This is a genomic window from Pseudomonas sp. Tri1 (genome assembly GCF_017968885.1).
Taxonomy (GTDB): domain Bacteria; phylum Pseudomonadota; class Gammaproteobacteria; order Pseudomonadales; family Pseudomonadaceae; genus Aquipseudomonas.
Genome location: NZ_CP072913.1, coordinates 2,028,069 through 2,054,859, shown reverse-complemented (window position 1 = coordinate 2,054,859; position 26,791 = coordinate 2,028,069). Strand labels below are relative to the sequence as shown.

The 26,791-nt window shown below is 61.9% G+C and carries 22 protein-coding genes and 1 pseudogene; 9 read left to right on the top strand and 14 right to left on the bottom strand.

Features of this window, described 5'->3' with window-relative positions; all coding sequences use genetic code 11:
• Positions 1-5: 5 nt before the first annotated feature.
• From J9870_RS09115 to cobA, 5 genes are all read left to right on the top strand, one after another.
• Positions 6-1,676 carry a bifunctional protein-serine/threonine kinase/phosphatase gene (locus J9870_RS09115; RefSeq protein ID WP_210643599.1) on the top strand — a complete coding sequence of 557 codons (1,671 nt, stop codon included), beginning with the start codon at positions 6-8 and terminating at the stop codon, positions 1,674-1,676.
• Positions 1,677-2,104: 428 nt separating this feature from the next.
• Complete coding sequence (gene nirB, locus J9870_RS09110; RefSeq protein WP_210643598.1) at positions 2,105-4,558, top strand: nitrite reductase large subunit NirB; 2,454 nt, start codon at positions 2,105-2,107, stop codon at positions 4,556-4,558.
• Entirely contained in the window at positions 4,555-4,872 is a 318-nt protein-coding gene (gene nirD / locus J9870_RS09105; protein ID WP_018605256.1) for a nitrite reductase small subunit NirD, read from the top strand. Before nirB ends, nirD begins: the two co-directional genes overlap by 4 nt.
• Positions 4,872-7,589, top strand: a complete 2,718-nt coding sequence (locus tag J9870_RS09100) for a nitrate reductase (RefSeq protein WP_210643597.1) — start codon at positions 4,872-4,874, stop codon at positions 7,587-7,589. Before nirD ends, J9870_RS09100 begins: the two co-directional genes overlap by 1 nt.
• 10 nt (positions 7,590-7,599) lie before the next feature.
• Positions 7,600-8,355, top strand: coding sequence for a uroporphyrinogen-III C-methyltransferase (cobA, locus tag J9870_RS09095; protein WP_210643596.1), 756 nt, complete (start codon positions 7,600-7,602; stop codon positions 8,353-8,355).
• A 214-nt stretch (positions 8,356-8,569) separates the two neighbouring features.
• Here the strand turns inward: cobA and J9870_RS09090 are convergent, their stop codons facing one another.
• The 8 genes from J9870_RS09090 to ppsA form a co-directional block, all read right to left on the bottom strand.
• Positions 8,570-9,604 carry an OmpA family protein gene (locus tag J9870_RS09090; RefSeq protein WP_210643595.1) on the bottom strand — a complete coding sequence of 345 codons (1,035 nt, stop codon included), beginning with the start codon at positions 9,602-9,604 and terminating at the stop codon, positions 8,570-8,572.
• Between the two features lie 107 nt (positions 9,605-9,711).
• Positions 9,712-10,302 carry an RNA polymerase sigma factor SigX gene (gene sigX / locus J9870_RS09085; RefSeq protein WP_042729583.1) on the bottom strand — a complete coding sequence of 197 codons (591 nt, stop codon included), beginning with the start codon at positions 10,300-10,302 and terminating at the stop codon, positions 9,712-9,714.
• Between the two features lie 91 nt (positions 10,303-10,393).
• Positions 10,394-11,218: a mechanosensitive ion channel domain-containing protein gene (locus J9870_RS09080; RefSeq protein ID WP_047227144.1), complete on the bottom strand. Its 825-nt coding sequence runs from the start codon at positions 11,216-11,218 to the stop codon at positions 10,394-10,396.
• A gap of 2 nt (positions 11,219-11,220) precedes the next feature.
• Positions 11,221-11,466 (bottom strand): hypothetical protein, encoded by a 246-nt coding sequence (locus tag J9870_RS09075; protein WP_014337331.1) that lies wholly within the window; start codon positions 11,464-11,466, stop codon positions 11,221-11,223.
• A 63-nt stretch (positions 11,467-11,529) separates the two neighbouring features.
• Positions 11,530-12,525 (bottom strand): zinc transporter ZntB, encoded by a 996-nt coding sequence (locus J9870_RS09070; protein ID WP_210643594.1) that lies wholly within the window; start codon positions 12,523-12,525, stop codon positions 11,530-11,532.
• Between the two features lie 25 nt (positions 12,526-12,550).
• Positions 12,551-13,042 carry a ribonuclease E activity regulator RraA gene (rraA, locus tag J9870_RS09065; protein WP_210643593.1) on the bottom strand — a complete coding sequence of 164 codons (492 nt, stop codon included), beginning with the start codon at positions 13,040-13,042 and terminating at the stop codon, positions 12,551-12,553.
• 126 nt (positions 13,043-13,168) lie between these two features.
• Entirely contained in the window at positions 13,169-14,158 is a 990-nt protein-coding gene (locus J9870_RS09060) for an alpha/beta fold hydrolase (protein WP_210643592.1), read from the bottom strand.
• Positions 14,159-14,377: 219 nt separating this feature from the next.
• Positions 14,378-16,753 (bottom strand): phosphoenolpyruvate synthase, encoded by a 2,376-nt coding sequence (ppsA, locus tag J9870_RS09055; protein ID WP_210643591.1) that lies wholly within the window; start codon positions 16,751-16,753, stop codon positions 14,378-14,380.
• Positions 16,754-16,929: 176 nt separating this feature from the next.
• On the opposite strand from ppsA, the gene J9870_RS09050 reads away from it, so the two are divergent.
• Entirely contained in the window at positions 16,930-17,748 is an 819-nt protein-coding gene (locus J9870_RS09050; RefSeq protein ID WP_014337326.1) for a pyruvate, water dikinase regulatory protein, read from the top strand.
• 74 nt (positions 17,749-17,822) lie between these two features.
• Here the strand turns inward: J9870_RS09050 and J9870_RS09045 are convergent, their stop codons facing one another.
• From J9870_RS09045 to J9870_RS09025, 5 genes are all read right to left on the bottom strand, one after another.
• Complete coding sequence (locus tag J9870_RS09045) at positions 17,823-18,050, bottom strand: MbtH family protein (protein WP_210643590.1); 228 nt, start codon at positions 18,048-18,050, stop codon at positions 17,823-17,825.
• A gap of 85 nt (positions 18,051-18,135) precedes the next feature.
• The gene (locus tag J9870_RS09040) at positions 18,136-19,548 is read right to left on the bottom strand and encodes an aspartate aminotransferase family protein (RefSeq protein ID WP_210643589.1); all 1,413 of its coding nucleotides are present in this window, start codon (positions 19,546-19,548) and stop codon (positions 18,136-18,138) included.
• Between the two features lie 117 nt (positions 19,549-19,665).
• On the bottom strand, positions 19,666-20,172 hold the full coding sequence (locus tag J9870_RS09035) for a GNAT family N-acetyltransferase (RefSeq protein ID WP_210643588.1): 507 nt from the start codon (positions 20,170-20,172) through the stop codon (positions 19,666-19,668).
• 167 nt (positions 20,173-20,339) lie between these two features.
• Entirely contained in the window at positions 20,340-21,671 is a 1,332-nt protein-coding gene (locus J9870_RS09030) for an ATP-binding protein (protein WP_210643587.1), read from the bottom strand.
• Positions 21,668-22,348 (bottom strand): response regulator, encoded by a 681-nt coding sequence (locus J9870_RS09025; RefSeq protein ID WP_210643586.1) that lies wholly within the window; start codon positions 22,346-22,348, stop codon positions 21,668-21,670. The genes J9870_RS09030 and J9870_RS09025 overlap by 4 nt, the downstream gene beginning before the upstream one ends.
• 175 nt (positions 22,349-22,523) lie before the next feature.
• Between J9870_RS09025 and dsbD the strand changes: the two are divergent.
• From dsbD to dsbG, 3 genes and pseudogenes are all read left to right on the top strand, one after another.
• A pseudogene (dsbD, locus tag J9870_RS09020) lies at positions 22,524-24,262 on the top strand (protein-disulfide reductase DsbD).
• Complete coding sequence (locus J9870_RS09015) at positions 24,262-25,131, top strand: TlpA disulfide reductase family protein (RefSeq protein ID WP_210643585.1); 870 nt, start codon at positions 24,262-24,264, stop codon at positions 25,129-25,131. Before dsbD ends, J9870_RS09015 begins: the two are co-directional and overlap by 1 nt.
• Positions 25,107-25,874 (top strand): thiol:disulfide interchange protein DsbG, encoded by a 768-nt coding sequence (gene dsbG / locus J9870_RS09010; protein ID WP_210643584.1) that lies wholly within the window; start codon positions 25,107-25,109, stop codon positions 25,872-25,874. The genes J9870_RS09015 and dsbG overlap by 25 nt, the downstream gene beginning before the upstream one ends.
• A gap of 104 nt (positions 25,875-25,978) precedes the next feature.
• Here the strand turns inward: dsbG and J9870_RS09005 are convergent, their stop codons facing one another.
• Positions 25,979-26,785, bottom strand: a complete 807-nt coding sequence (locus tag J9870_RS09005) for an alpha/beta fold hydrolase (protein ID WP_210643583.1) — start codon at positions 26,783-26,785, stop codon at positions 25,979-25,981.
• Positions 26,786-26,791: the final 6 nt, after the last annotated feature.

Here is a 26,791-nt window from a genome sequence, read left to right as displayed (position 1 = left end):
CAACCATGAGCCTGCAACTGAGTTTCGCCGAAGCCAGCGCCATCGGCCCACGGGAAGAGAACCAGGACGCCTTGCGCCTGGTCACCCCGGCCCCGGCCCTGGCCGCCAGCAAGGGATACCTGTTCGCCATCGCCGACGGCGTGAGCCAATGCGCCGATGGCGGGCTGGCCGCCCGTTCGACCTTGCAGGCCCTGGCCCTGGACTACTACGCCACGCCACAGACCTGGGGCGTGGCCCAAGCGCTGGACCGCTTGTTACTGGCGCAGAATCGCTGGTTGCAGGCCAACGGCGGCGGGCAGCCGCTGCTCACCACCGTCAGCGCCCTGGTCCTGCGCGGTCGGCGCTTCACCCTCGCGCATGTCGGTGATTGCCGGGTCTACCGCTGGCACGCCGACCAGTTGCAACGGGTCAGCGAAGACCACGTCTGGGAACAACAGGGCATGCAACATGTGCTCAAGCGTGCCCTGGGACTGGATCAACACCTGATCCTGGACTTTCTCGACGGCGAACTGCGCACCGACGAAACCTTCGTCCTGCTCAGCGACGGGGTCTGGGCGGTCCTGGGGGACACGGCCATCGCCGGCATCCTTCGCGACCAGCCGGACCTCGACCTCGCGGCGCAGACACTGGTCAACGCCGCGCACCTGGCCGGTAGCCAGGACAACGCCAGCGCCCTGTTGGTGCGAGTCGATGCGTTGGGTGAAGCGAGCATCGGCGATGCACTGATCCAATTGCAGCAATGGCCCCTGCCGCCGGCGCTGAAACCGGGCCAGGTGTTCGAAGGCTGGCAGATCGAAGGCCTGCTCGGCCAGAGCCAACAGTCATTGCTCTACCGGGTACACGACGGTCAGGGCCAGCCGTGGCTGCTGAAAACCTTGCCCGGGCAGCTACGGGACGACACCCGGGCTGGCCAGGCATTGCTGTCGGAAGAATGGTTTCTCAAACGGGTCGCGGGGCGACAGTTTCCCGAGGTCCATGGCGTTCCCCAGCGTCAGCATTTGTACTACGTGATGCGCGAATACTCGGGCATGACCCTGGCCGAGCTGTTCAACCAGGACGGGCCACTACCTCTCGCCCAATGGTTGGAGTTGGCGCAACGGCTGGTGCGGGCGGTGGGCCTGCTGCATCGAAGGCAGATCTACCACCGCGACATCAAGCCGGAAAACCTGCACCTGGGCGATGACGGGGAGTTGCGTTTGCTGGATTTCGGCCTGGCGTACTGCCCGGGCCTGTCCGAAGACCAGGCCAACGTGCTGCCCGGCACACCCAGCTATATAGCGCCGGAAGCCTTCGGTGGCACCGCGCCGACCGCGCAACAGGATTTGTATGCCGTCGGCGTGACCTTGTATTTTCTGCTGACAGGGCATTATCCCTACGGCGAAATCGAAGCATTCCAGCGCCCGCGCTTTGGCGTGCCGGTCAATGCCAGTCGCTATCGGCCAGACCTGGCCGAATGGCTCGGGCAAAGCCTGGAACGTGCCGTCGAGGCCGATCCGCAGCAGCGCTTTGAAACCGCCGAGGAATGGTTGTTGCTGCTGGAACAGGGCGAACGCCGCAGCTTGGGCGTAAGGCCCCGGCCGCTGCTGGAAAGAGAACCGCTGAAGGTCTGGCGGACGTTGGCGCTGGCGTCTTTGGTGGTGAACATCGTGCTGCTGTTTTTGGTGTTTCATGGCTGAGATCCAGTCGCGCCCATCGCGAGCAAGCTCGCTCCCACAGGTTTTGTGGCCACCACAGATCCAATGTGGGAGCGAGCTTGCTCGCGATGAGGGCCTATCTGCCACTACCAAGCTATCGGCTACCACGCTCCATTACCGGGCAACACGCTTTGATTCGGTGCAATAAATCCCTCTTCCCTGCGTGCCATCAGCCGCTCCCCCAATAAATCCGCGCCCCAGAGCCACTTGGCACAACCACTGCATAACCTCTCTCACCATACATAAAGCAACGCCTCCAACGATGAAGGCGGTGCTTCCCGAGAGAACGGGACCAGGACAAAGGCGTCCTCGCTAGGCAACTAGCGGGACGCCTTTTTTTGTTTTCGAAAAAATTGCCGAGCCAGCCCGATCACCGTGATGAAACGGGCCTGAACTTGCGGAGAACCCTGATGAAAAAACTCAAACTGGTAATGATCGGCAACGGCATGGCCGGGGTTCGAACCCTCGAAGAACTGCTCAAACTGAGTAACGAGCTGTACGACATCACGGTGTTCGGTGCCGAGCCCCACACCAACTACAACCGCATCCTGCTCTCACCGGTACTGGCCGGTGAGCAGACGTTCGAAGAGATCGTGCTCAACGACCTGAGCTGGTACCTGGACAACAACATCAAGCTACTGCTCAACCGCAAGGTGGTGGAGATCGACCGGGTCAAGCGCCGGGTCATCGCCGAAGACGGCAGCGAAGCCGAATATGACCGCCTGCTGATCGCCACCGGTTCCACGCCCTTTATCCTGCCGATCCCCGGCAACACCCTGGAAGGCGTGATCGGCTACCGCGACATCGCCGACACCCAGGCCATGATCAACACCGCCAAGACCCACAAGCATGCGGTGGTGATCGGCGGCGGCCTGCTCGGCCTGGAAGCCGCCAATGGCCTGAAGTTGCGGGGCATGGACGTGACCGTGGTGCACCTGGGCGAATGGTTGCTGGAACGGCAACTGGACAAGACCAGCGGCCAACTGCTGCAAACCGCCCTGGAAAACCGTGGCCTGAAATTCCGCCTCAGCGAACAAACCCAAGCCTTGCACGACGCTGGCAACGGCCGGGTCGGCTCGGTCCAGTTCAAGAACGGTGACATCATCCCCGCCGACCTGGTGGTGATGGCCGCGGGTATCCGGCCCAACACCGAACTGGCGGAAAAATCCGGCATCCCGTGCAACCGCGGGATCCTGGTCAACGACACGATGCAGACCTACGATCCGCGCATCTATGCCATCGGTGAATGCGCCAACCACCGTGGCACCGCCTACGGCCTGGTGGCCCCGCTGTTCGAACAGGCCAAGGTCTGCGCCAACCACCTCGCACAACTGGGCTTCGCCACGTACAAGGGCTCGGTGACCTCGACCAAGCTCAAAGTCACCGGCATCGACCTGTTTTCCGCCGGGGACTTCATGGGCGGCGAAGGCACCGAGACCATCACCCTTTCCGACCCGATTGGCGGCGTCTATAAAAAACTGGTGATCAAGGATGACGTGCTGGTGGGCGCCTGTCTGTACGGCGATACGGCAGATGGTGGCTGGTATTTCCGCCAGATCCGTGAGAACCACGGCATCAGCGAGATCCGCGATCACTTGATGTTCGGCGAAAACGCCTTGGGTGACGTAGGACACCAGGGCCAGGACAAAGCCATGAGCATGGCCGACAGCGCCGAAGTCTGCGGCTGCAACGGCGTGTGCAAAGGCACCATCGTCAAGGCGATCCAGGAGCACGGGCTGTTCAGCGTCGACGACGTGAAAAAACACACCAAGGCCGCCAGCTCCTGCGGCTCCTGCGCCGGCTTGGTCGAGCAGATCCTGATCAACACCGTGGGCGGTGCGGCGGACGTCAAGCCGAAAAGCGAAAAAGCCATCTGCGGCTGCAGCGACCTCAACCACGGCCAGATCCGCCAGGCGATCCGCGACCAGCACCTGCTGACCATCGCTGACGCCATGAGCTACCTGAACTGGCGCGCCCCCAACGGCTGCGCCACCTGCCGCCCGGCGCTGAACTACTACCTGATTTCCACTTGGCCCGGCGAAGCCCAGGACGACCCGCAATCGCGCCTGATCAACGAACGCGCCCACGCCAACATCCAGAAAGATGGCACTTATTCGGTCGTGCCACGGATGTGGGGTGGCGTGACCAATCCGTCGGAGCTGCGGCGCATCGCCGACGTGGCCGACAAGTACAACGTGCCGATGGTCAAGGTCACTGGCGGCCAGCGTATCGACTTGCTGGGGATCAAGAAGCAGGACCTGCCCGGCGTTTGGAAAGACCTCGACATGCCCTCCGGGCACGCCTATGGCAAGTCCATCCGCACCGTGAAAACCTGCGTGGGCAGCGAGTTCTGCCGCTTCGGCACGCAGAACTCGACCCAACTGGGCATCGAGCTGGAACACGACCTGTTCAACATGTGGTCGCCGCACAAGGTGAAGCTGGCCGTCTCTGGTTGCCCACGCAACTGCTCGGAAGCGGGCATCAAGGACGTCGGCATTATCGGCGTCGATTCCGGCTGGGAGATGTACATCGGCGGCAACGGCGGGATCAAGACCGAAGTGGCCGAGTTCTTCGTCAAACTCAAGACCGCCGAAGAAGTGCGCGAATACAACGGCGCCTTCCTGCAGCTGTACCGCGAAGAAGCCTTCTACCTCGAACGCACCGTGCATTACATGCAGCGGGTCGGCATGGAGCACATCAAGAAAGCCGTGCTCGAAGACCCGGCGCGGCGCAAGGCCCTTCATGAGCGCCTGAAGTTTTCCCTGTCGCTGGAGCAGGATCCATGGAAACAGCGCCTGGAACAGCCACTGCTGAAAAAAGAGTTTGAAGTCATCCCCGTGAAAAACCTGGAGGTGTCGGCATGAACTGGCTGGATATCTGCGCGCTGGAAGAAATCAATATCCTCGGTTCGCGCATCATCAATGGCCCGAAAGGCGATATCGCGATTTTCCGCACCAGCGACGATGAAGTGTTCGCCCTCGATGACCGTTGCCCGCATAAGGGCGGTCCTTTGTCCCAAGGGTTGGTCTACGGCAAGCGTGTGGCCTGCCCGCTGCACAACTGGCAGATCGACCTGGAAAGCGGCCAGGCCCAGGCCCCGGATGTCGGCTGCGCCCATCATCATTCGGCCAGGGTCGAAAACGGCCGGGTGCAACTGGCCCTACGGGACGCAAGCTGATGAACCGCCAGACCACGGCCTCGACCTGCTGTTATTGCGGGGTCGGTTGCGGCGTGCTGATCGAACATGACGACGAGCGCATCCTCGGCGTCAGTGGCGATCCCGCCCATCCGGCCAACTTTGGCAAACTGTGCAGCAAGGGCTCGACCCTGCACCTGACCGGCGACCTCGCCGCACGCGCCCTCTACCCGGAGTTGCGCCTGGGCAAAGGCCTGGCCCGAGCGCGCACAGACTGGGACAGCGCCCTGGATCACGCCGCCAGTGTCTTCGCCGAGACTATCGCCGAGCACGGCCCAGACAGCGTAGCGTTCTACATCTCCGGCCAACTGCTGACCGAGGATTACTACGCCTTCAATAAACTCGCCCGGGCACTGGTGGGCACCAACAACATCGACAGCAATTCCCGCCTGTGCATGTCCTCCGCTGTGGTGGGCTACAAGCGCAGCCTCGGTGCCGACGCCCCGCCCTGCAGCTATGAAGACCTGGAACTGAGTGACTGCGTGATGATCGTCGGCAGTAACATGGCCTACGCCCATCCGATCCTGTTTCGCCGTCTCGAGGAAGCCAAATCCCGCCGGCCACAGATGAAAATCATCGTCATCGACCCTCGACGCACCGACACCTGCGATCTGGCGGACCTGCACCTGGCGATCCTGCCGGGCACCGATGTCGCCCTGTTCCATGGGATTTTGCACCTGTTGCTGTGGGAAGACTGGGTTGACCGCGACTTCATCAAGGCCCACACCGAAGACTTGGCAGAGCTGAAGAACCTGGTACGCGATTACACCCCGGGCATGGTCGCCCAGTTGTGTGGCATCAGCGTCGAACAACTGCATCAGTGCGCCGAATGGGTCGGCACCTCGCCGAGCTTCCTGTCGCTGTGGTGCATGGGCTTGAACCAGTCCACTGCCGGCAGCGCCAAGAACAGCGCGTTGATCAACCTGCACTTGGCCACCGGGCAAATTGGTCGTCCGGGCGCGGGTCCGTTCTCGCTGACCGGCCAACCCAATGCCATGGGCGGACGGGAAACCGGCAGCCTGTCGAACCTGCTGCCAGGCCATCGCGAAGCCGCCAACCCGGAGCATCGCGCCGAAGTCGCCCGCTACTGGGGCGTCGAGCAACTGCCCGCCACCACCGGTTTGAGCGCCATCGAGCTGTTCGAGCAGGTTCGCAGCGGCAAGATCAAGGCCTTGTGGATCGCCTGCACCAACCCAGCCCAATCGATGCCAGACCAGACGGCGGTACGTGAAGCGCTGCAAGCCTGTCCGTTCGTGGTGTTGCAGGAAGCCTTCCGGACCACCGAGACCGCTGCCTTTGCCGACCTGCTACTGCCGGCGGCCAGTTGGGGCGAGAAAGAAGGCTCGGTGACCAACTCCGAACGGCGGATTTCCCACGTCCGTCGGGCCATCGGCGCACCGGGGGAAGCTCGTCCGGACTGGGCAATCACCGTGGATTTCGCACAGCGCCTGGAGAAGCGCTTGCGCCCGGGCCAGCCCAGCCTGTTCGCCTTTGACACCCCGGCCCAACTGTTCGATGAATACAAACAGCTGACCCGTGGCCGCGACCTGGACTTGTCCGGCATCAGCCATGCATTGATCGATCAGCTCGGCCCTCAACAATGGCCCTTCCCCGAGGGTGCCAAGGTAGGAACGGCTCGCCTGTACATGGATGGGATATTCCCGACCGACAGCGGCCGTGCCCGGTTTGTGGCCGACCCCTATCGGGCCGCCAAGGAACTGCGTGACGCCCGCTACCCATTGACCCTGAACACTGGCCGCTTGCGTGACCAATGGCACGGCATGAGCCGTACCGGCACCGCCGCGCAATTGTTCGGCCATGTGAACGAAGCCGTACTCAGCCTGCATCCTGACGAATTGCTCCGACATCGTCTGCAAGCAGGCGACCTGGTCAGCCTCAAAAGCCGCCGCGGCAGCGTGATCGTGGCGGTGGACAGCGACGACAGCGTGCGCCCTGGCCAGGCGTTCCTGCCCATGCACTGGGGCGACCGGTTCCTCAAGGGTGGGGTCAATACCCTGACGCAACCGGCCTTCGATCCGTTGTCGAAACAACCGGAACTCAAGCACAGCGGCGTGCGCCTGGAGCCGGTGAACCTGCCCTGGCAACTTTTCGCCCTGATCGAGGGCGATGTTCAACAGCACCTGGAGGCTTTACGGCCGCTGTGTGAGGCGTTTGCCTACGTCAGCCTCAGCCTGACCGGCCGAGAGCGTCCCGCACTGCTGATTCGCGCTGCCAGCGCTGTTGCCCCCGCACCACAAGTGCTCCAGGCGATCGACGAGCAATTGGGGCTGATCGAGGGGCCGGTACTGGCTTATGACGATCCGCGGCGCTCCATTGGTAAACGGGTGCGCATCGAAAACGGCCGCATCACCGCGATTCGCCTGGCCGGCGAAACCCTGGCCCGGCACTGGTTGCAGAACCTGTGGCAGGAAGGTCGTGCCGATGAGCAATTGCGCCGCTGGTTGCTGGCGCCCTTGAGCGCGCCGCCGGGCAACGTCGGCGCTGCGCTTGGCGGCAGTAAAACCCTGTGCAACTGCATGAACGTCAGCCAACGCGCGATCTGCGCAGGCATTGAACGTGGCCTGGACTTGCAGGGGCTCAAACAGGAACTGGGCTGTGGTACGCAATGCGGCTCCTGCGTACCGGAAATCAAACGCCTGCTGGTCGCCACTGCGCAACCGCTGGCGGCTATCTCGTGAGGAAAACACTATGAACGCAAAAGTCTGGCTGGTGGGTGCGGGTCCCGGCGACCCTGAATTGCTGACCCTCAAAGCCGTGCGCGCCTTGGGCGAAGCCGACGTGGTGCTGATCGATGATCTGGTCAATGCCGCAGTGCTGGAGCATTGCCCCGCTGCACGCATCATTGCCGTGGGCAAGCGCGGCGGATGCCGCTCTACACCCCAGGCCTTCATCCATCGCCTGATGCTGCGGTATGCGCGCCAGGGCAAATGCGTGGTACGGCTCAAGGGCGGTGACCCGTGCATCTTCGGTCGCGGTGGTGAAGAGGCGCAGTGGCTGCGCGAACATGGTGTCGAGGTGGAGCTGGTCAATGGCATCACCGCCGGGCTTGCGGGGGCGACCCAGAGCGATATTCCGCTGACCCTGCGCGGGATAGCCCGGGGCGTGACGCTGGTGACGGCCCACACCCAGGACGGTAGCAGCCTGAACTGGCAAGCGTTGGCCCAAAGCGGCACCACCCTGGTGGTGTACATGGGTGTAGCGAAGCTGAGCGAGATCCGCGAGCAGTTGCTGGCCGGCGGCTTGGCGGCGGACACGCCGGTGGCCATGATCGAAAATGCTTCCCTGCCCCATCAGCGTGACTGCCGCAGCGACCTGGCCTCGATGGAGACCGATGCAGGCGCCTTTCAACTCAAGAGCCCGGCGATCCTGGTGATTGGTGCGGTTGCAGCGGCCGCTGAACTTGCAGGGTCGCAGCCTGCCTGGGTCCAGGCTTCGGCGCAGTAACAAATAACACCCAACCTAATGTGGGAGCGAGCTTGCTCGCGATAGCGTCGGGTCAGCAGCATCAATACTGGCTGACACACCGCTATCGCGAGCAAGCTCGCTCCCACAGGGTTTGTGTTTAACCAACTGTTTTGCGGCAAAGCCTCTCATTTTCATAAATCCCAGGCAAAGAAAAGCCCGGCCTAAGCCGGGCTTTTCTACAGCTGCGGGGTAATTACTTACCTTGAGCTTCAACCTGCGCTTCTACGCGACGGTTAACTGCACGACCAGCTTCAGTCTTGTTGTCAGCAACTGGGCGGGATTCGCCGTAGCCAACAGACTGAACGCGGGACGATTCAACACCGTACTGGTTGGTCAGAACTTGCTTAACGGCGTTTGCACGACGCTCAGACAGTTTCTGGTTGTAAGCGTCAGGACCGACGGAGTCAGTGTGACCTTCAACAGTAGTGGTGGTGGATGGGTACTGCTTCATGAAGTCAGCCAGGTTCTTGATATCGCCGTAGCTGTTAGGCTTGACGACCGACTTGTCGAAGTCGAACTTGACGTCCAGCTCAACACGTACGACTTCAGCAACTGCTGGGCAGCCATCAGCGTCAACGGTTACGTTGGCTGGGGTGTCAGGGCACTTGTCGACGTTGTCGCACACGCCATCGTTGTCGCTGTCGGAGCAGACTTCAGCCGGAGCTGGAACTGGAGCAGCAGCAGGCTTGGAGCCGCCACCGAAGTTCACACCGATACCGACGCTTGGCGCCCACTCGGTGTCGCCTTGGTCGATGTTGTACTGAGCTTCAACGCCGGCACGGGCGTAGAAGTTCTCGGTGAAGTACAGCTTGGCGCCGCCACCAACGTTGGCGAAGGTGGAACGGTTACGACCGCTGGAGCCGTTCTGACCGATGCTCTGGTCGGAGAAGCCAGCCGATACGTATGGACGCAGCATGTCACCTGGGTTGTTGAAGTGGTACAGAGCATCCAGAGCGGTGTTGGCGCCCTTGATGTTACGACCATCGTCGGAACGTGCGTTGTGCACTTCGTCGTAGGCCAGACGCAGTTCAACGTCGTCGGTCAGGAAGTAACCAACCGAACCGCCGAACAGGTTGCCGTTGTTCTTGAAGTTACGAGCGCTGTCGAATTGTTCTTTCTTGGCGAAGCCTTCGATTTCAACTGCGCCTTGGCCTTGTGCCAGAGCGCCGAACGAAGTGGCAGCAATCAAAGAACCAATGGCAAAGCCCAAGGTGTTTTTCAGTTTCATCCGTTAAATCCCCATCTGGTGATTGTGAAGCAGTCCCGCAAACCGGGGGACAACTCGGCGGCAAGTCTATCAGAACTTGCCTACACGTAAGAGATATTTGCGCCAAACTAAGTTTCGGCAATGCCTGCAAATTTCTCACGCAATTTGTCAAGAGCGCGCTTGTAACGCATTTTTGTCGCGCTCAAACCCATATGCATTATGTCTGCGATCTCCTGGAACTCCAGCTCTGCGACAAATCGTAGCACCAGAATTTCCCGATCGATCGGGTTCACATGAACCAGCCAGCGATCAAGTCCACCCTTCTCCTCGGGCTTGGGCGCCTTTTCTTCAGACGCTTCTTCCAGAGGATCCAGGCTCAAGGCGTCCATCAAGCGACGCTTTCGCCGTTCCTTGCGATACTGGGTGATGCATTCGTTGTACGTGATGCTATAGAGCCATGTCTTGAACTTCGATTTCCCCTCGAAGTTCTTCAGGCCATACAGCACCTTCAACATCACCTCCTGACAGACATCGTCAGCGTCGCGATCGTTCCCAAGATACCGTGCACAAACGTTAAATAATGTTCTCTGGTAACGCCGCATCAACTCTTCGTACGCGCGTGTTACGTGAAACAGCTCCGTATGCGCGCGCGCGACCAACTCCTCATCGGAGAGATCACGGGGGTCATAGCGCGTAGATAGCGATTGGGGTTTGTTCAAAACAAGTCGGGCCGACAGTCTAGGTCAATGTGCGCCGCAGCCTGCGATATCGGGCATTTTGCGGCGGCATACATTAGCAGGGTTTGCCGGGTTAGCGGCTACTCACATGCTGTTCCAGCAGGATCCGATTAGAAAGCGACACCAGCTCGCCCTCCTCGGTCAGCAATGTGGTCTTCACCGTGCCGATCTCTTCGATCTGGCCTTCGACCTCGCCAACACGCACTTGTTGCCCAACCTCATACAATTCACGCACATAGATTCCCGCAAGAATCTGACCGGCAATTTCCCGGCTTCCCAATCCCATTGCCAGCGCAACCGCCAGACCAACGGTAATCAATACGATCACAATCACATGGTTGAGCAGGTCAGTCTTGACCTCCAACTGGCTGATCGCGACCGAAATACTGATGATGATCACCAGGCCCTGGGCAATTCGCCCCAGGCCCTGGGCATAATCCAACCCGACGCCTTCGGCAGCGCCGCGCACCAGCCCGTTGGCCAGTTGCGCCAGCAGAACGCCAACCAGCAACACCAGTGCCGCCCCGAAAACCTTCGGCAAATACAGTGCAAGCATATCGAGCGTAGCTGAAACTCGCTCAAGACCAAGGGATTCAGCCGCAGAAACCAGGAAAATAAGCAAAACGAACCAGTAGACAATCTTGCCGACCAGGGTCGAAATCGGCACCTGGATGCCGCCACGGGACAACAGCTTGGTCAGGCCGGTGCCGCCCATCAGGCGGTCGAGGCCCAGTTTGGCGAGCAGCTTGGACAGCAGCGTATCCAGCAGTTTGGCCACGACAAAACCCAGCAACAGCACGACCAGCGCGCCGAAAAGGTTCGGAATGAAGTTAGCCACCTTGGTCCACAACGCAGTCATTGCCGTGACGAGGCTCTGGGTCCAGAGATCAAGTTCCATATTCAATCAGCCTTATCAGCGGTGCGAGTAACAGGTTTACGACGGGAAACCGGCGAGACGTGGGCCGAGCCGTTATTCAAGGCGATCATCAGCGCGGGCAACCAACGGCCCAGCAGGCTGAACAGATCGCCGGCGCCGACCTGGCGATTGGCGGTTTTGAGCACGCGTCCCAGGCATGCATCGTCGTCCCGGCTGGACGGCGAAGCCTTGAGCATATCGCGCAAAGACTGTTCGAACGGATCGTGCATACGCACCTCTCGTAATGTCTGTGGAAGACGCGATCAAATTTCGTCGGGTCACATGAAACCCCATCACACCCAGCGCAAACGACGGAATAACCACCACTGCCCCAGGGCCACGCCGACCATCAAGAGGCAGGCGACCATGAAACCATAAGGGCTCGCGGAAAACGGAATACCGCCGACGTTGATACCCAAAAGCCCCGTGAGAAAACTCATCGGCAGGAAAATCCCGGTGATGATGCCGAAGCGGTACATGGTGCGGTTCATGCGCACCGAAAGACGCCGGTCTTCGGCCTCCAGCACAAGCCCCACGCGCTCTCGGGTCAATTCCAGCTCCTCGAGGTAACGGGTCAGGCTGTTGTTCAATTCATTCCAGTAATCGCCGTCGTCATCGACAAACCACGGCAATTTAAGTCGGGTCATCTGACCGAAGATGTCCCGTTGCGGTGCCAGGAATCGCTTCAGCCCGGCGGCCCTGCGACGGATATGCAAGATGGCGTCGTGCTCGGGGGTATACCGTTCGTCGGTATCAAGTTTTTCTTCCTCGGTATCGACGATTTCGGAAAGGCAGGTGACCAGATCCTGCACTTTGTTGGTGAGGTATTGCGCCATATAAAGGATGAGTTCCGACGCGGTCTTCGGCCCCTTGCCCTCGGTCAACTGCACCAGCAGCTCATCGGTGGCGCGCAACGGCCGCAGACGCAGGGAAATCACCCGTTGGGCGGACGCAAAGATCCGCACCGAAACCATGTCTTCAGGCTCGGCGCCCGGGTTGAGGTTGATCCCCCGAAGGAACAGCAGCAGCTCGGCGTTGGGCAACGGCAATAGTCGCGGGCGGGTGTTCTCTTCGAGCAACAGGTCGCAGTTGAATTCGCTCAGGCCGCTGGATTTGCGTAGCCAGGTGTGGGTTTGCGGATGACTGCGATCCCAGTGCAGCCACAGGCTTTCGTGGGCCTGCAGCTGCAAATCGTCGAGTTCGGTCCGGGCTATGGAACGCGCGCCGCCTTTACCGTCCAGCACCAGGGCATGCACCAGCCCCCATTGCGCGTTTTCTTCCTCGAACATCCTCATCCCTTATAGCTGTGACGCTTCATTCAGGCATTTTCAGCGGGCTCGGCGAGACGATCACGCCGTTGTTGTCCGCGTATACATATTCGCCCGGACGAAACGTCACGCCAGCAAAGGTCACCGGCACATTGAGTTCGCCGACGCCGCGTCGATCAGTCTTCATCGGGTGACTGGCCAGGGCCTGGACCCCGAGGTCTGTCTGGGCAATGACGTCGACGTCGCGGATGCAACCGTAGACCACCAGCCCTTCCCAGCCATTCTTCGCGGCTTTTTCCGCCAGCATGTCGCCCAGCAATGCCCGACGCAGGGAGCCGCCACCGTCGACCACCAGCACCTTGCCATTGCCCTTGAGTTCAACCTGCTCCTTGACCCGCGAGTTGTCTTCGAAACACTTGATGGTCACGATTTCGCCGCCGAAGGAATCGCGGCCGCCAAAATTGCTGAACATCGGCTCCAACACCTGCACCAACTCCGGGTAGGCGTCGCACAGGTCGGGCGTGAGGTAATGGTTCATCGAACAACTCCTGGAAGGCTGGAACGTCAGACTGAAAGAGCAACCGTTTGTGACCGGAACCGCGTAACGCGTCATATCTTAGCCGCAAGCCGACCAGAGCGAAATGCCCTTGTCAGAGCCTTCGCTTCAAACCGCCTCGGCCAGCCGGGGCTGTTCTGCCAGCAGCGCGGTGTGCTGATCCTCCAGCCAACGCGCCACCAAAGGCCAGACCTCTGCCTGTGCGGCTTTGCTGACCAGCATCTCGACGTGGCCGAAATCGCCATTGAAGCCCTGCTCCCGGCCCAGGCAGACAAACTGCTTGTGCTCGGAACCGATCTGCTCGAAGAGCTTGCGACAGGCCCAGGTCGGGTCCTGGTGATCCCCTGCCGCACTCACTGCCAGGACCGGCACCTGCACTTCGGCAAGGCCCGCCCACCAGTTCTTCTCGGCATCGCCGAAACGACCGAACAAGCCATACCAACGCATGCTCTCCAGGGCCAGGCCGATGGGCTCGTCCTCGGGGCCGCGCTTGAGCCTTGAACCGGACAATTGGGCAAACCGCTTGAGGATGAAGCGCCCGCTCCACTCCACTGGCGGAATCTTCAGCGGCCAGTAGGTGCGGCTGACCTGGGTACCAAAAAACGCCACCGACGCCACGGCCGGCTCACCCAGGTAGTGGCCACCCAACGCTGCCGCCAGGGTGATGCCACCCAGGGAATGGCCGATCCAGTGCGGCACTTGGCCGCTCTGCTCGCGCACGAAGGCGCCGATGGCCGGCAAGTCGTAGCGAGCGTAGTCGGCCACGCGATTGTTGCGGTAGCCCTGGTTGCGCAGGGACAGCCCATGCCCACGCATCTCGGGGATCCAGACATCGAACCCCAGGCGTGTCAGGTACGCCCCCAGGCCCAGGCCCTTGGGCGAATACCAGAAACGCCGGTTGGAAAAGCTGCCGTGCAAGAGGATCACGGGCACGCCACGGGTTTCGCTGGCGTCGGCCATGCCCAGGCGGGTGACGGCCAGCTCAACGCTGTAGTCCGGGCTGTTGCCAGGTTTCAAGCGATAGACGTCTTCGCTCAGATCACCCCGCCGTTCGGCGCTGATCAGAGCGACAGGAAAAAGGTTGCTGCTGCTTTGCATAATGCTCTTGCACAAAAAAGGGCGGCATCCATGAGGAGCCCGCCCTACTTCAATCAAAAGGGATCGGGGTGTTTGATAGCCACGGACCTGTGGGAGCGAGCCTGCTCGCGATAGCAGAGTGTCAGTCGAGACTAATCTTGCTGATCCAACGCTATCGCGAGCAGGCTCGCTCCCACAAGGTCGCCCGGCTTACATTACCGGTGAGGTCCCTTCACTCAATCAGACCGCAGCCTGTCCCTCAGCCAGGAAGAACCAGGTTTCCAGCACGGAGTCCGGGTTCAACGAAACGCTTTCGATGCCCTGCTCCATCAGCCACTTGGCCAGGTCCGGGTGGTCCGAAGGGCCCTGGCCGCAAATGCCGATGTACTTGCCGGCCTTGTTGCAGGCAGCGATGGCGTTGGCCAACAGCTTCTTGACCGCCGGGTTCCGCTCGTCGAACAGGTGGGCGATGATCCCGGAGTCGCGATCCAGGCCCAGGGTCAGCTGGGTCAGGTCGTTGGAGCCGATGGAGAAACCGTCGAAGAACTCGAGGAATTCTTCCGCCAGGATCGCGTTGGACGGCAGCTCGCACATCATGATCACGCGCAGGCCATTGTCGCCACGGGCCAGGCCGTTTTCCGCCAGCAGGTCGACGACCTGGCTCGCTTCGCCCAGGGTCCGGACGAACGGCACCATGATCTCGACGTTGGTCAGGCCCATCTCGTTGCGCACGCGCTTGAGGGCACGGCATTCGAGTTCGAAGCAGTCGCGGAATGCTTCACTGATGTAGCGCGAGGCCCCACGGAAACCCAGCATCGGGTTTTCTTCTTCCGGCTCGTAGAGCTTGCCGCCGATCAGGTTGGCGTATTCGTTGGACTTGAAGTCCGACAGGCGCACGATGACCTTTTTCGGCCAGAACGCGGCCGCCAGGGTGCTGATGCCTTCCACCAGCTTCTCGACGTAGAAACCGACCGGATCGTTGTAGCCGGCAATGCGCTTGTCGACGCTGTCCTTGATTTCCTGCGGCAGGCCGTCGTAGTTCAGCAATGCCTTGGGGTGCACGCCGATCATGCGGTTGATAATGAATTCCAGGCGGGCCAGGCCCACGCCGGCGTTCGGCAACTGCGCGAAGTCAAAGGCACGGTCCGGGTTGCCGACGTTCATCATGATCTTGAACGGCAGGTCCGGCATGGCGTCCACGGAGTTCTTCTTGATGTCGAAGCCCAGCTCGCCTTCGAAAATGTAGCCGGTATCGCCTTCAGCGCAGGAAACGGTCACGCCCTGGCCGTCCTTGAGCAATTCGGTGGCGTTGCCGCAACCCACCACCGCCGGGATACCCAGTTCACGGGCAATGATCGCCGCGTGGCACGTGCGCCCGCCACGGTTGGTGACGATGGCGCTGGCGCGCTTCATCACCGGTTCCCAATCCGGGTCGGTCATGTCGGAGACCAGTACGTCACCGGCCTGGACCTTGTCCATTTCCGAGACGTCCTTGATGATCCGTACCTTGCCGGCGCCGATGCGCTGGCCGATGGCGCGGCCTTCCACCAGCACGGTGCCGGTTTCCTTGAGCAGGTAGCGCTCCATGACGTTGGCCTGGGTGCGGCTCTTCACGGTTTCCGGACGGGCCTGCACGATGTAGAGCTTGCCGTCGTCACCGTCCTTGGCCCATTCGATGTCCATCGGGCACTTGTAGTGCTTCTCGATGATCATCGCCTGCTTGGCCAACTCGCTGACTTCGGCGTCGGTCAGGCAGAAACGCGCGCGATCGGCCTTGTCCACGTCGACGGTCTTCACCGAACGACCGGCCTTGGCTTCGTCGCCGTAGACCATCTTGATCGCCTTGCTGCCCAGGTTGCGCCGCAGGATGGCCGGGCGACCGGCTTCCAGCGTGCCTTTATGGACGTAGAATTCATCCGGGTTCACCGCGCCCTGCACAACGGTTTCACCCAGGCCGTAGGCGCCGGTGATGAACACCACGTCACGGAAACCCGACTCGGTGTCGAGGGTAAACATGACGCCGGCGGTGCCGGTTTCGGAGCGGACCATGCGCTGCACACCCGCGGACAGGGCAACCAGCTTGTGGTCGAAGCCCTGGTGCACGCGGTAGGAAATGGCACGATCGTTGAAAAGGGAGGCGAAGACTTCCTTGGCGGCACGGATGACGTTTTCCACGCCACGGATGTTCAGGAAAGTCTCCTGCTGGCCGGCGAAGGAAGCATCCGGCAGGTCTTCGGCGGTGGCCGAGGAGCGCACGGCAACGGCGACGTCAGGATTGCCCTCGGACAACTTGGCGAACGCGGTACGGATTTCGGCGTTCAGCTTCTCGGGGAACTCGGCTTCCATGATCCACTGGCGGATCTGGGCACCGGTCCTGGCCAAGGCATTGACGTCATCGACGTCCAGGGCATCGAGCGCATCGTGGATCTGCTTGTTCAGGCCGCTCAGTTCCAGGAAATCACGATAAGCCTGAGCGGTCGTGGCGAAGCCACCTGGCACCGATACGCCGGCACCGGCGAGGTTACTGATCATCTCGCCCAGGGATGCGTTCTTGCCCCCCACATGCTCCACATCATGGACGCCGAGCTTATCGAGGGAAACTACGTACTCTACCAAGGTGATCTCTCCACTAACTGTGTTGGAAAAGCTCAGGGCACCGACGGCTCCAGGGGAGCGATTGTCGGCGATATGGCCTGGACCTGGAAAATAAGTGAGAATGCGGGCCACTGGCGGCCAGCAAATCGCGCCTATCATATCCAAGAATCGTTATTAGCTTAAGGCCCAAGGCGCAAATGAAACGATCTGCTTTCTTTATCTCCGACGGCACCGGCATCACGGCCGAGACGCTAGGCCAAAGCCTGTTGGCGCAATTCGAAAACATTACCTTTGCCAAGTTCATACGCCCGTACATCGACAATGTCGACAAAGCGCGGGCCATGGTACAGCAAATCAATAAAGCCGCCGAAACCGACGGTTTTCGTCCGATTATCTTCGATACCATCGTCAATCAGGACATCCGTGAGATTCTCGCAACGTCCAATGGTTTCATGATCGACATTTTTTCCACCTTCCTGGCGCCCCTGGAGCAGGAGCTGAGCGAGCATTCTTCCTACTCGGTCGGCAAGTCCCATTCCATTGGCCACAACTCCAATTACATGGAGCGGATCGAGGCGGTCAACTTCGCGCTGGACAATGATGACGGCGCTCGCACGCATTATTATGACAAGGCCGACCTGATCCTGGTGGGAGTGTCGCGCTGCGGCAAGACGCCGACATGCCTGTACATGGCGATGCAATTCGGTATCCGCGCGGCCAATTACCCGCTGACCGAAGACGACATGGAGCGCCTGCAGCTGCCCAGCGCCCTGCGCGCCCACCAGCACAAGCTGTTCGGCCTGACCATCGACCCGGACCGCCTCACCGCGATCCGCAACGAGCGCAAGCCCAACAGCCGCTATTCGAGCTATGCCCAGTGCGAATTCGAAGTGCGCGAGGTGGAAAACCTGTTCCGGCGGGAGAACATTCCCCACATCAACTCCACGCATTTTTCCGTGGAAGAGATTTCGGCGAAGATCCTGGTGGAGAAAGGGGTGGAGCGGCGATTCAAGTGATGTAGAGGCCTAGCGCCAAAACCTGTGGGAGCAAGCTCGCCCCCACAGGGATTAGTTTTTTCAGAATGTCTGCATTAATGAGCCGCAGCCGCCTGCTCTTCCATCTTCTTGCGCAGGCTCAACGGACGCATGTCGGTCCAGACTTCTTCGATGTAGGCCAGGCAGTCCTTCTTGAACCCGCTTTTGCCAACGGTACGCCAGCCTTCGGGAACGGCCTTGTAGTCGGGCCAGATCGAATACTGTTCTTCGTGGTTGACCACGACCTGAAAGACGATGTCCTCGCGGTCGAATACTGAAGTCATGGGTGTTTCTCCATCTTTGCTCGAGGTTCGCTGCGGCATATGCGCAGCCAGGATATGTAAAGGAACGTATGGGCCCGGATGAAAATTAGGCGTCGGCTACGGCAGCCTTCAAGGCGCGTCCGAAGATCTCGGCGACCCGGTCGATTTGCGCCGCGGTGATGGTCAGCGGTGGCAGGAAACGCACCACACCGCCCTGCCGCCCCCCCAATTCCAGGATCAGCCCACGCTTGAGGCATTCACGTTGCAGTCGAGGCGCCAGGCGTGCATGCACCGGCCAATGGCCCAGGGCGTCCGGTTCACCCGCCGGGTCCACCAGTTCGACGCCGAGCATCAGCCCGCGACCACGAATATCGCCCAACTGCGGGAAATCCCGCTGCAGGATGTGCAGGTGCTCGCTCAGGCGCTCGCCCATGGCGGCGGCGTGGGCCGGCAGGTTGTGCTCCAGCAGATAGCGCATCACCGCAGAACCGGCGGCCATGGCCATTTGATTGCCACGGAAGGTCCCGGCATGGGCGCCCGGCAGCCAGGTGTCGAGCCAGTCGCGATAGACCACCACCGCCAGTGGCAGGCTGCCGCCGATGGCCTTGGACAGCACGACTACGTCCGGAATGATCCCGGCATGCTCAAACGCGAACATTTTGCCGGTACGGCCGAAGCCGCTCTGGATTTCGTCGACGATCAGCGCCACACCGGCCTGCTCGGTAATGCGCCGCAGGCCGCGCAGCCAATCCAGATCAGCCGGAATCACCCCGCCCTCGCCCTGCACCACTTCAACGATCACCGCCGCGGGCAATTGCACGCCGGCCTCGGGGTCGTTCAGCAGGTTTTCCAGGTAATGCAGATTGGCTTTCACCCCCTCTGCCCCGCCAAGCCCGAATGGACAGCGGTAATCGTAAGGGTACGGCATGAATTGCACGCCATTGCTGAGCAAGGCGCCCAAGGGCTTCTTCGGCCCCAGGCTGCCCATCAGGCTCAACGCTCCCTGGCTCATGCCGTGATAACCGCCCTGGAACGACAGCACGGTGCTGCGCCCGGTGGCGGTACGCACCAGCTTGAGCGCCGCTTCCACCGCGTCGGTGCCGGTGGGGCCGCAGAACTGGATCTTCGCCTCGGCGGCGAAATCCGCCGGCAACAAACCAAACAGGTCCTGGACGAAACGGTCCTTGACCGGCGTGGTCAGGTCCAGGGTATGCAAGGGCAGCTCATCGGCCAGTACTTGCTGGATCGCCTCGATTACCACCGGGTGGTTATGCCCCAACGCCAGTGTGCCGGCGCCGGCCAGGCAGTCAATGAAGGTTCGCCCTTCGACGTCCTCGACGTACAGCCCCTGGGCACGCTTGAGGGCCAGGGGAATACGCCGCGGATAGCTGCGGGCGTTGGACTCCTGGCGGTTCTGGCGGGCCAGTAGCGGCGATTCATTGAACTGGTAGAGCGTCTCGATCGGCGCGGCGCTGGCCCGGGCCGGCTGTGCTTCGATAAGGCTATTGGCGACTGACATCTCTCGACCCCGCAATACGTTGAAGTAATGACCCCATGACACACCGGGCAGGTGCGCATCCGGTCGGGGCGCACGTGCAGGTTTCCTGTTGTGGAAACGCATCAACGCGGCAAGGATTTACTCTCGGGCCGAACATTCCCTGACGGGCTGGACCAGTGACTTGTGCATCGCGATGGCCGTGACGCCGCCAATGGCAAAGGCCTCGACACTTTGCTCGAAGCCCAGGTGCCGATAGAACGCATGGCTGGTGCGCGTGCTGTTGAGGCGCACCTGGACCACCCCGCGCTCATGCAGCCAAGCCTCGATGTCGCGCACCAGCGCCTGCCCGGCACCGCGGCGAAACCATTCCGGCTGCACGTAGCAGAACGCGATCCGGCCATCGGCCGAGGCCATGGCCGTGCCCACCGGCCGCCCCTGCAAGCGCGCCAGGGTCAGGCGCAGGCTTGGGTCGGCCAACCACGGTTGAATCCGGGAAAGGGCACTGTTGCGGGTCCAGGCGGCCACGATGTGCGGGTCGTTACGGTGTTCAGCGGCACACCCCACCCGGATCGAGCGCTCGGCGATGCGGCTGATGATGCCGGCGTCGCTGGGCGTGGCTGTGCTGATTTCAATGAAGGTATCCATGGCGCGGTTTTCCTCAGTCCTTGAGTCGAGCTGAAAAAAACATAGACCCGGATCAGGTGGGCGCGCCAATGGCAGGTCGTTACAGCAGATGTACGCAAGTGCACTGCCCTCAGGATTTGCCTGAACCTTTGGTGAGGGGACAAATCCCCTCGCCACAATGCATCCATCTAGCCGGGCATTACCTGCACCGGCATCGTCAACTCGACCCGCAACCCGTCCGGACGGCTGTCGAAATGCAGGCCGCAGCCGCAACGCTGGACGATGGCCTGGACGATTGCCAACCCCAGCCCGCAGCCGGTGCTCTGGCCGTTGCGCCAGAAGCGTTGGGTCAGGTGCTGGATATCGTCGGCAGCGATGCCAGGGCCGTGGTCACGGACCTGGAAACGCACGCGCTGGCCGATCATCTCCAGGCTCAATTCCACATCGGTATCCGCCGGGGTATGCCGCAGGGCGTTGTCCAACAGATTGCGCAAGGCGGCGATGGAAAGCACCGCTGGCATCTGCACCGGTGCGTCGGACAGCCCTGGGGCTACATGTAGCTTGATTCGCCAGGAATCGCTGCTGGCAGCGTCCTGGATCGCCAGCCGGGCGACCTGCTCGGCGTTGCACTGCACGCCATCGTCGAACGACAGGCTGCCTTCGACCCGGGCCAGCAGCAACAATTGTTCGAGCGTGCGGTGCAGGCGGTCGGCGCCCTCCTCGGCCCGGGCCAGGGACTGGTCGCGGGCGGCGCCTTCGGTCATGCGCGCCACTTGCAGGTGAGTCTTGATCGCCGTCAGCGGGCTGCGCAACTCGTGAGCGGCATCGCCGGTCAGCCGGCGCTCGCGCTCAATGGTCTTGCCGATGCGCTGGAACAGCTGGTTCTGGGTTTCCAGCAAGGGCCGCAGCTCACTGGGCAGCGGGTGAATCTGCAAGGGTTCCAAAGAGTCGGCATTGCGCCGCATCAACGCATCGCGCATACGATTGAGCGGCGCCAGGCCCTGACCGATGCCCAGCCACAACAAGCACAGGCAACCGAGCAGCGCCACGCCCACCGGCACCGAGGCCGCCAGCAGTATCGACATGTTCAGGGCTTCGCGTTCGATCTGGCGGTCGGCGGTGGTGATGCGCAGATCGCCCCGGGCCAGGGTGAAGCTGCGCCAGGGCGCGCCGTCGATCATCTGGTCATGAAAGCCCATCTTCTCGGCTTCCAGGGTTTGCTCCGGGGTCCCGTGGCTACGGGCCAGGATCTCGCCGCGCAGGGAGCTGACCTGGCAGGCCATGCCGCCGGGAATGCTCAATTGCTCAGCGCTCAAATGCGTGCCCTCGCCCTTGCTGGACAATGGCGGCAGCTGTTCCAGCAGGCCGGCGACCATCCGCGCCGAAGCCACCAGGCGCTGGTCAAGGGAAAACATCATCTGGTTGCGCAGGTCGCTGAGCATCCATGCCGCGGCCAGGGCCCAGATCAGGGCGAAGGCCGCGCCGAGGGTCAGGCTCAGGCGCAGTCGCAGGCTCATCACTTGGAAGATTCCCCGCCATCGGCCGGCCCCAGGCGATAACCCAGCCCGCGCACCGTTTCGACAATCCCGTTGCCGAGCTTGCGTCGCAGGTGGTGGATATGGACGTTGAGGGCGTTGCTTTCCAGCTCGTCGTTGAACCCGTAGACGCTGTCCTTCAGTTGCTCGCTGGACAGCACTCGGCCACGGTTGTGCAGCAGTGCTTGCAGCAGTGACTGTTCCCGACGGGACAGATCCACCGGTTGGCCGCCCAAGGTGGTTTCGCGACTGCTGGGGTCGTAGGTCAACCGGCCATGCTCGATCAGATTGACGCTGCGCCCTGCTACACGCCGCAGCAGCGTGTGCAGGCGCGCCGCGAGTTCGCGCAGGTCGAAAGGTTTGAGCAGATAATCATCGGCGCCGGCCTGCAGGCCGTCGACCCGGTCGGTCACCGAATCCCGGGCGGTAAGAATCAGCACCGGTATCTCCAGGCCTTGCTGGCGCAGTTGCTTGAGCAACTTGAGGCCGTCCTCGTCGGGCAACCCCAGGTCCAGCACCATCACGTCGAACTCAGCCACGCCGACCATCGCCCGCGCCGCCGATGCCGTGGCAACGTGTTCGACGGTCAGGCCCTGGGCCGTGAGCCCGGCGACGATCCCGCTGGCGATCAACTCATCGTCTTCGCAGACCAGTACGTGCATGGTAAGCCCCGTGGAAAAAGGTACATTAGGCCGCTGGCCGATTAAGCCGACATTATGCGACGAGTACGGCGAACATGGGCGATCATTGCGGCCTGCCGATCGTCGCTGGGTTAATCGACCGTTAATCGCCAGTCGCCATTGTGTTTTCCACTTGCTCCGTTCTAAGGCTTTATCCATGCGTCGATTGCTTTTGCTGTGGCTGCTTCTGATGTCGGGCCTGGCCCAGGCCGCCAATCCCTTCGAGACCAAACCCGATTTCCTGCCGGTGGAAAAAGCGTTCGTGTTTACCTCCGAACGCCTGGACTCCGGTGAGACGCAGCTGTTCTGGCAGATCGCCGATGGCTATTACCTGTATCAGAAACGGCTCAGGTTCGAAGGCCTTGCCGAGGCGCAAAAACCGCAGTTGCCAGCGGGTGAAGCCCACAGCGACGAGTTTTTCGGCGATCAGCAAGTCTATCGCCAGGCATTGGAGCTGAAGATTCCGGCCGGGGCCAGCGGCAAGATCAAGGTCGGCTTCCAAGGCTGTGCCGACGCCGGCCTGTGTTATCCCCCCAGACCCAGGTGGTCGACCTGGGCGGCAACGCACCCGCAACAGCCACAACCGCCAATAGCAGCGAGGCGCCGGACCAGGCCCTGGCCAGCGGCCTGCAACAACGGGCACTGGCCTGGAGCCTGCTGGTGTTCTTCGGCCTGGGCCTGTTGCTGGCATTCACGCCGTGTTCGCTGCCCATGCTGCCGATCCTGGGCGGGCTGGTGGTGGGCAGCGGTGCCGGGCCGCGGCGCGGCCTGGCATTGGCCGGCAGCTACGTAATCAGCATGGCCTTGGTGTACGCCGCCATGGGCGTGCTCGCCGCGCTGTTGGGGGCCAACCTGCAAGCCTTGTTGCAGCAACCATGGCTGCTGGGCACCTTCGCAGCCGTATTCGTGGTGCTGGCGTTGCCCATGTTCGGTTTCTTCGAATTGCAATTGCCCGCCGCCCTGCGCGATCGCCTGGAAAACGCCGGACGCCAACAGCGCGGTGGCAGCCTGCTGGGTGCTGGCGTTCTCGGGGCCCTGTCCGGCCTGTTGGTCGGCCCGTGCATGACCGCCCCGCTGGCCGGCGCGCTGCTGTACATCGCCCAGAGCGGCAATGCGCTGCATGGCGGGCTGATCCTGTTCACCATGGGCATCGGCATGGGCCTGCCACTGTTGCTGCTGGTGACTGTGGGTAATCGCTTTCTGCCCAAGCCCGGTGCCTGGATGACCCTGCTCAAAGGCGTGTTCGGCTTCCTGTTCCTGGGCACCGCGTTGCTGATGATCCGTCCGGTCATCGACGGTTCGTTGTGGGTCGGCCTGTGGGGCGTGCTGTTGTTGATTGCCGCCTACAGCGCCTGGCGCCAGACCGAAGGCTTCGGCCGCATCGCCTATGTCTGCGGCAGCGCGTCGTTGCTGTTTGGCCTGTGGGGCAGCCTGCTGGTGATCGGCGCCGCTGGCGGTGGCGATGATTTCTTCCAGCCCCTGAAGGTGTACGCCGGTACCGAGGGCAGCGCGCCCGTGAGTGCCCACGAGGCCTTCGTCACAGTCAGCGAGCCCGCCGCGCTGCAACGGGAATTGGACGCCGCCAAGGCCCAGGGCCAATGGGTGCTGCTGGACTACTACGCCGACTGGTGTGTGTCCTGCAAGATCATGGAAAAACAGGTATTCGGCCGCGCCGAGGTGCTCGACGCCTTGAAAGACGTACGTCTGGTGCGCCTCGATGTAACCGCCGACAACGCCGCCAGCCGCGAACTGCTGAGCCGTTACCAGGTACCGGGGCCCCCAAGCCTGCTGTGGGTCGGCGCGGACGGTACCGAGCGGCGCAGCCAGCGGATCACCGGGGAAGTCAGTGCCAAGGTGTTCCTGGAGCGCTGGAATATCACCCGGGACGCGCGCTGATGCTGACGTTCACCCTCGGCACCTTTGCCATCGCCCTCAATCATCTGTTGCTGATCAGCGCCCTGGCGTTGGCAACGTTCGTGGGCTGGCGAGTGGCCAAGGGCGGTGGCGAGAACCCCGAATCGGTGCTGTTCGTACTGTTTTTACTCGGCCTGCTGGCGGCACGGGTCGGCTTTGTCGCCGCCTACTGGCAGCATTACCAGGATGACCCGTGGCAGATTGTCGACCTGCGCGACGGAGGTTTCCTGGCCTGGCCGGGTGTCGTGGCGCTGGTGATCGGCGCACTGCTCTGGGCCCGGCGCCGACCGGCTTTGCGTAAGCCACTGGGCTTCGGGGTTGGCAGCGGCTTGCTGTTCTGGCTGCTGGCGACAATGTCGTTGACGATTTATGAGCAAGGCACTCGGCTGCCGGACATCAACTTGCGCACCGCCGACGGCACAACCGTGAAACTCACCGATTATCAGGGCGGCCCTCTGGTGATAAACCTCTGGGCCACCTGGTGCCCGCCCTGCCGACGGGAAATGCCGGTGCTCGAAGAAGCCCAACAACAGCGCCCGGACCTGACCTTCCTGTTCGTCAACCAGGCCGAAAGCATGCAAAGCGTCAGCACCTACCTCGCCACCCAGGGCCTGAGCCTGGACAACGTGTTGTTCGATGGCAGTGGTCGTCTCGGCCAGGCCGTCGGCTCCATGGCCCTGCCGACGACCCTGTTCTATAGCGCCGATGGCCGCCTGCTGGGCAGCCACCTGGGCGAACTGTCGGAAGCGAGCCTGGCCCGCGCCCTGGAAAACTTTGAAACGCCGGGCTCGACCACGGCGCCCCACCCCGCCACAAGGAAACCGCCATGCCCCGCCTCCGCCACCTGCTGACCCTGGCCGTCGCCGCCACGCTGTCGCAGGCCCCGCTGCTACAGGCCGAAGAACTGCCTGCGGCCATCAAGAAGATCGAAGCCAAGGGCGCGAAAATCGTCGGCACCTTCGAGGCACCGGACGGCCTTCGCGGTTACGCGGCGCAATACCAGAACCGCGGCATGGCGCTGTACCTGACGCCGGATGGCCAGCACGTCCTGCTGGGCAACCTGTACGATGCCGACGGCAAGGACCTGAGCGTGGAGCCGCTGCAAAAACTGGTCTATGCGCCGATGGCCAAGGAAGTCTGGGCAAAGATGCAGACGAGCAACTGGATCGCCGACGGCAACCAGGACGCACCGCGCACGGTGTACCTGTTCAGTGACCCGAACTGCCCGTACTGCAACATGTTCTGGGAACAGGCGCGGCCATGGGTCAAGGCCGGCAAGGTGCAGTTACGCCACATCATGGTCGGCATCATCCGCGAAGACAGCCCTGGTAAATCCGCCGCCTTACTGGCCGCCAAGGACCCGGAAAAAGCCCTGGCGGAGCATGAAAAGGCCGGCAAGGGCAGCGTGCTCAAGCCCCTCAAGGACATCCCGGCGGCCATCCAGGCCAAACTCGACGCCAACCAACAGTTGATGGACGAGCTGGAACTGTCCGCCACCCCGGCGATTTTCTATCTGGATGACAAAGGCGAACTGCAACAGCAACAAGGCGCGCCATCGCCAGACAAACTGGTGAAGATTCTCGGGCCGAAGTGAGCCCATCAAGGATGGGACTCATCGCGAGCAAGCTCGCTCCCACAGGGTACTTGTGATCGACGCAGACCCAATGTGGGAGCGAGCTTGCTCGCGATGACGGTGGATCAGCTGCGCAATAACCCCAGCAATGTCCGATTCACGAACTCCGGGTTCTCCAGGTTGGAGATATGCCCCGCCTCCGGGATCAGTATATGGGGGCAACCGATCAGCTCGGCCATTTCCAGCGACTCGGACGGTGGGCGCGGTTTGTCCTGGTCGCCGAACATCACCGTTGTGCGCTTGGCATCCAGTTCATGCAGGCGTGGCAGGATGTCGTCCCGACCGAAAATGATCCGCCCCAGGGGCACGATGCTGTTGCGCAGGCGGTCGGCCGGCAGCGCGGCCAGCGTGGCGCGGAACTGCTGGTAGAGCGCCGACTGCGGATCGATGCCCGGCCGGAAGAAGATCGGCACGATGATGTCTAGCAACGGTTCGGGAACGCTGCCGCTGGCTTGGATCTTGTCGAATAGCGAGAAATAATACTGGCGGGTCGGCTCCGGCTCGACGCCCACGTAGGTGTCCATCAGCACCAGGGACTTGATCCGATTCGGCGCAGCCAGCGCCAGGCGCGTGCCCCACATCCCGCCGACCGAGAGCCCGACCAGATTGAAGCAGTCGATGTCCAGGCGGTCCATCAACGTCAATGCCTGGCGGGCCAGGTCGTCCAGGGAAGCCGTGCCCTCAGGCAACTGCCCGGACTGGCCGTGACCCCATAGATCCAGGGCAATGACCCGATAATGCCGGGACAACACCTCGATCTGCGGCGCCCACATGGTGTGGTCCCACAGATAGCTGCTGCCCAGCAACACCACCGGGCCCTGGCCTTGGTCCAGGTAATGAAGCGGTTGTCCGTCAATAATTGAAAAGGGCATTGATGA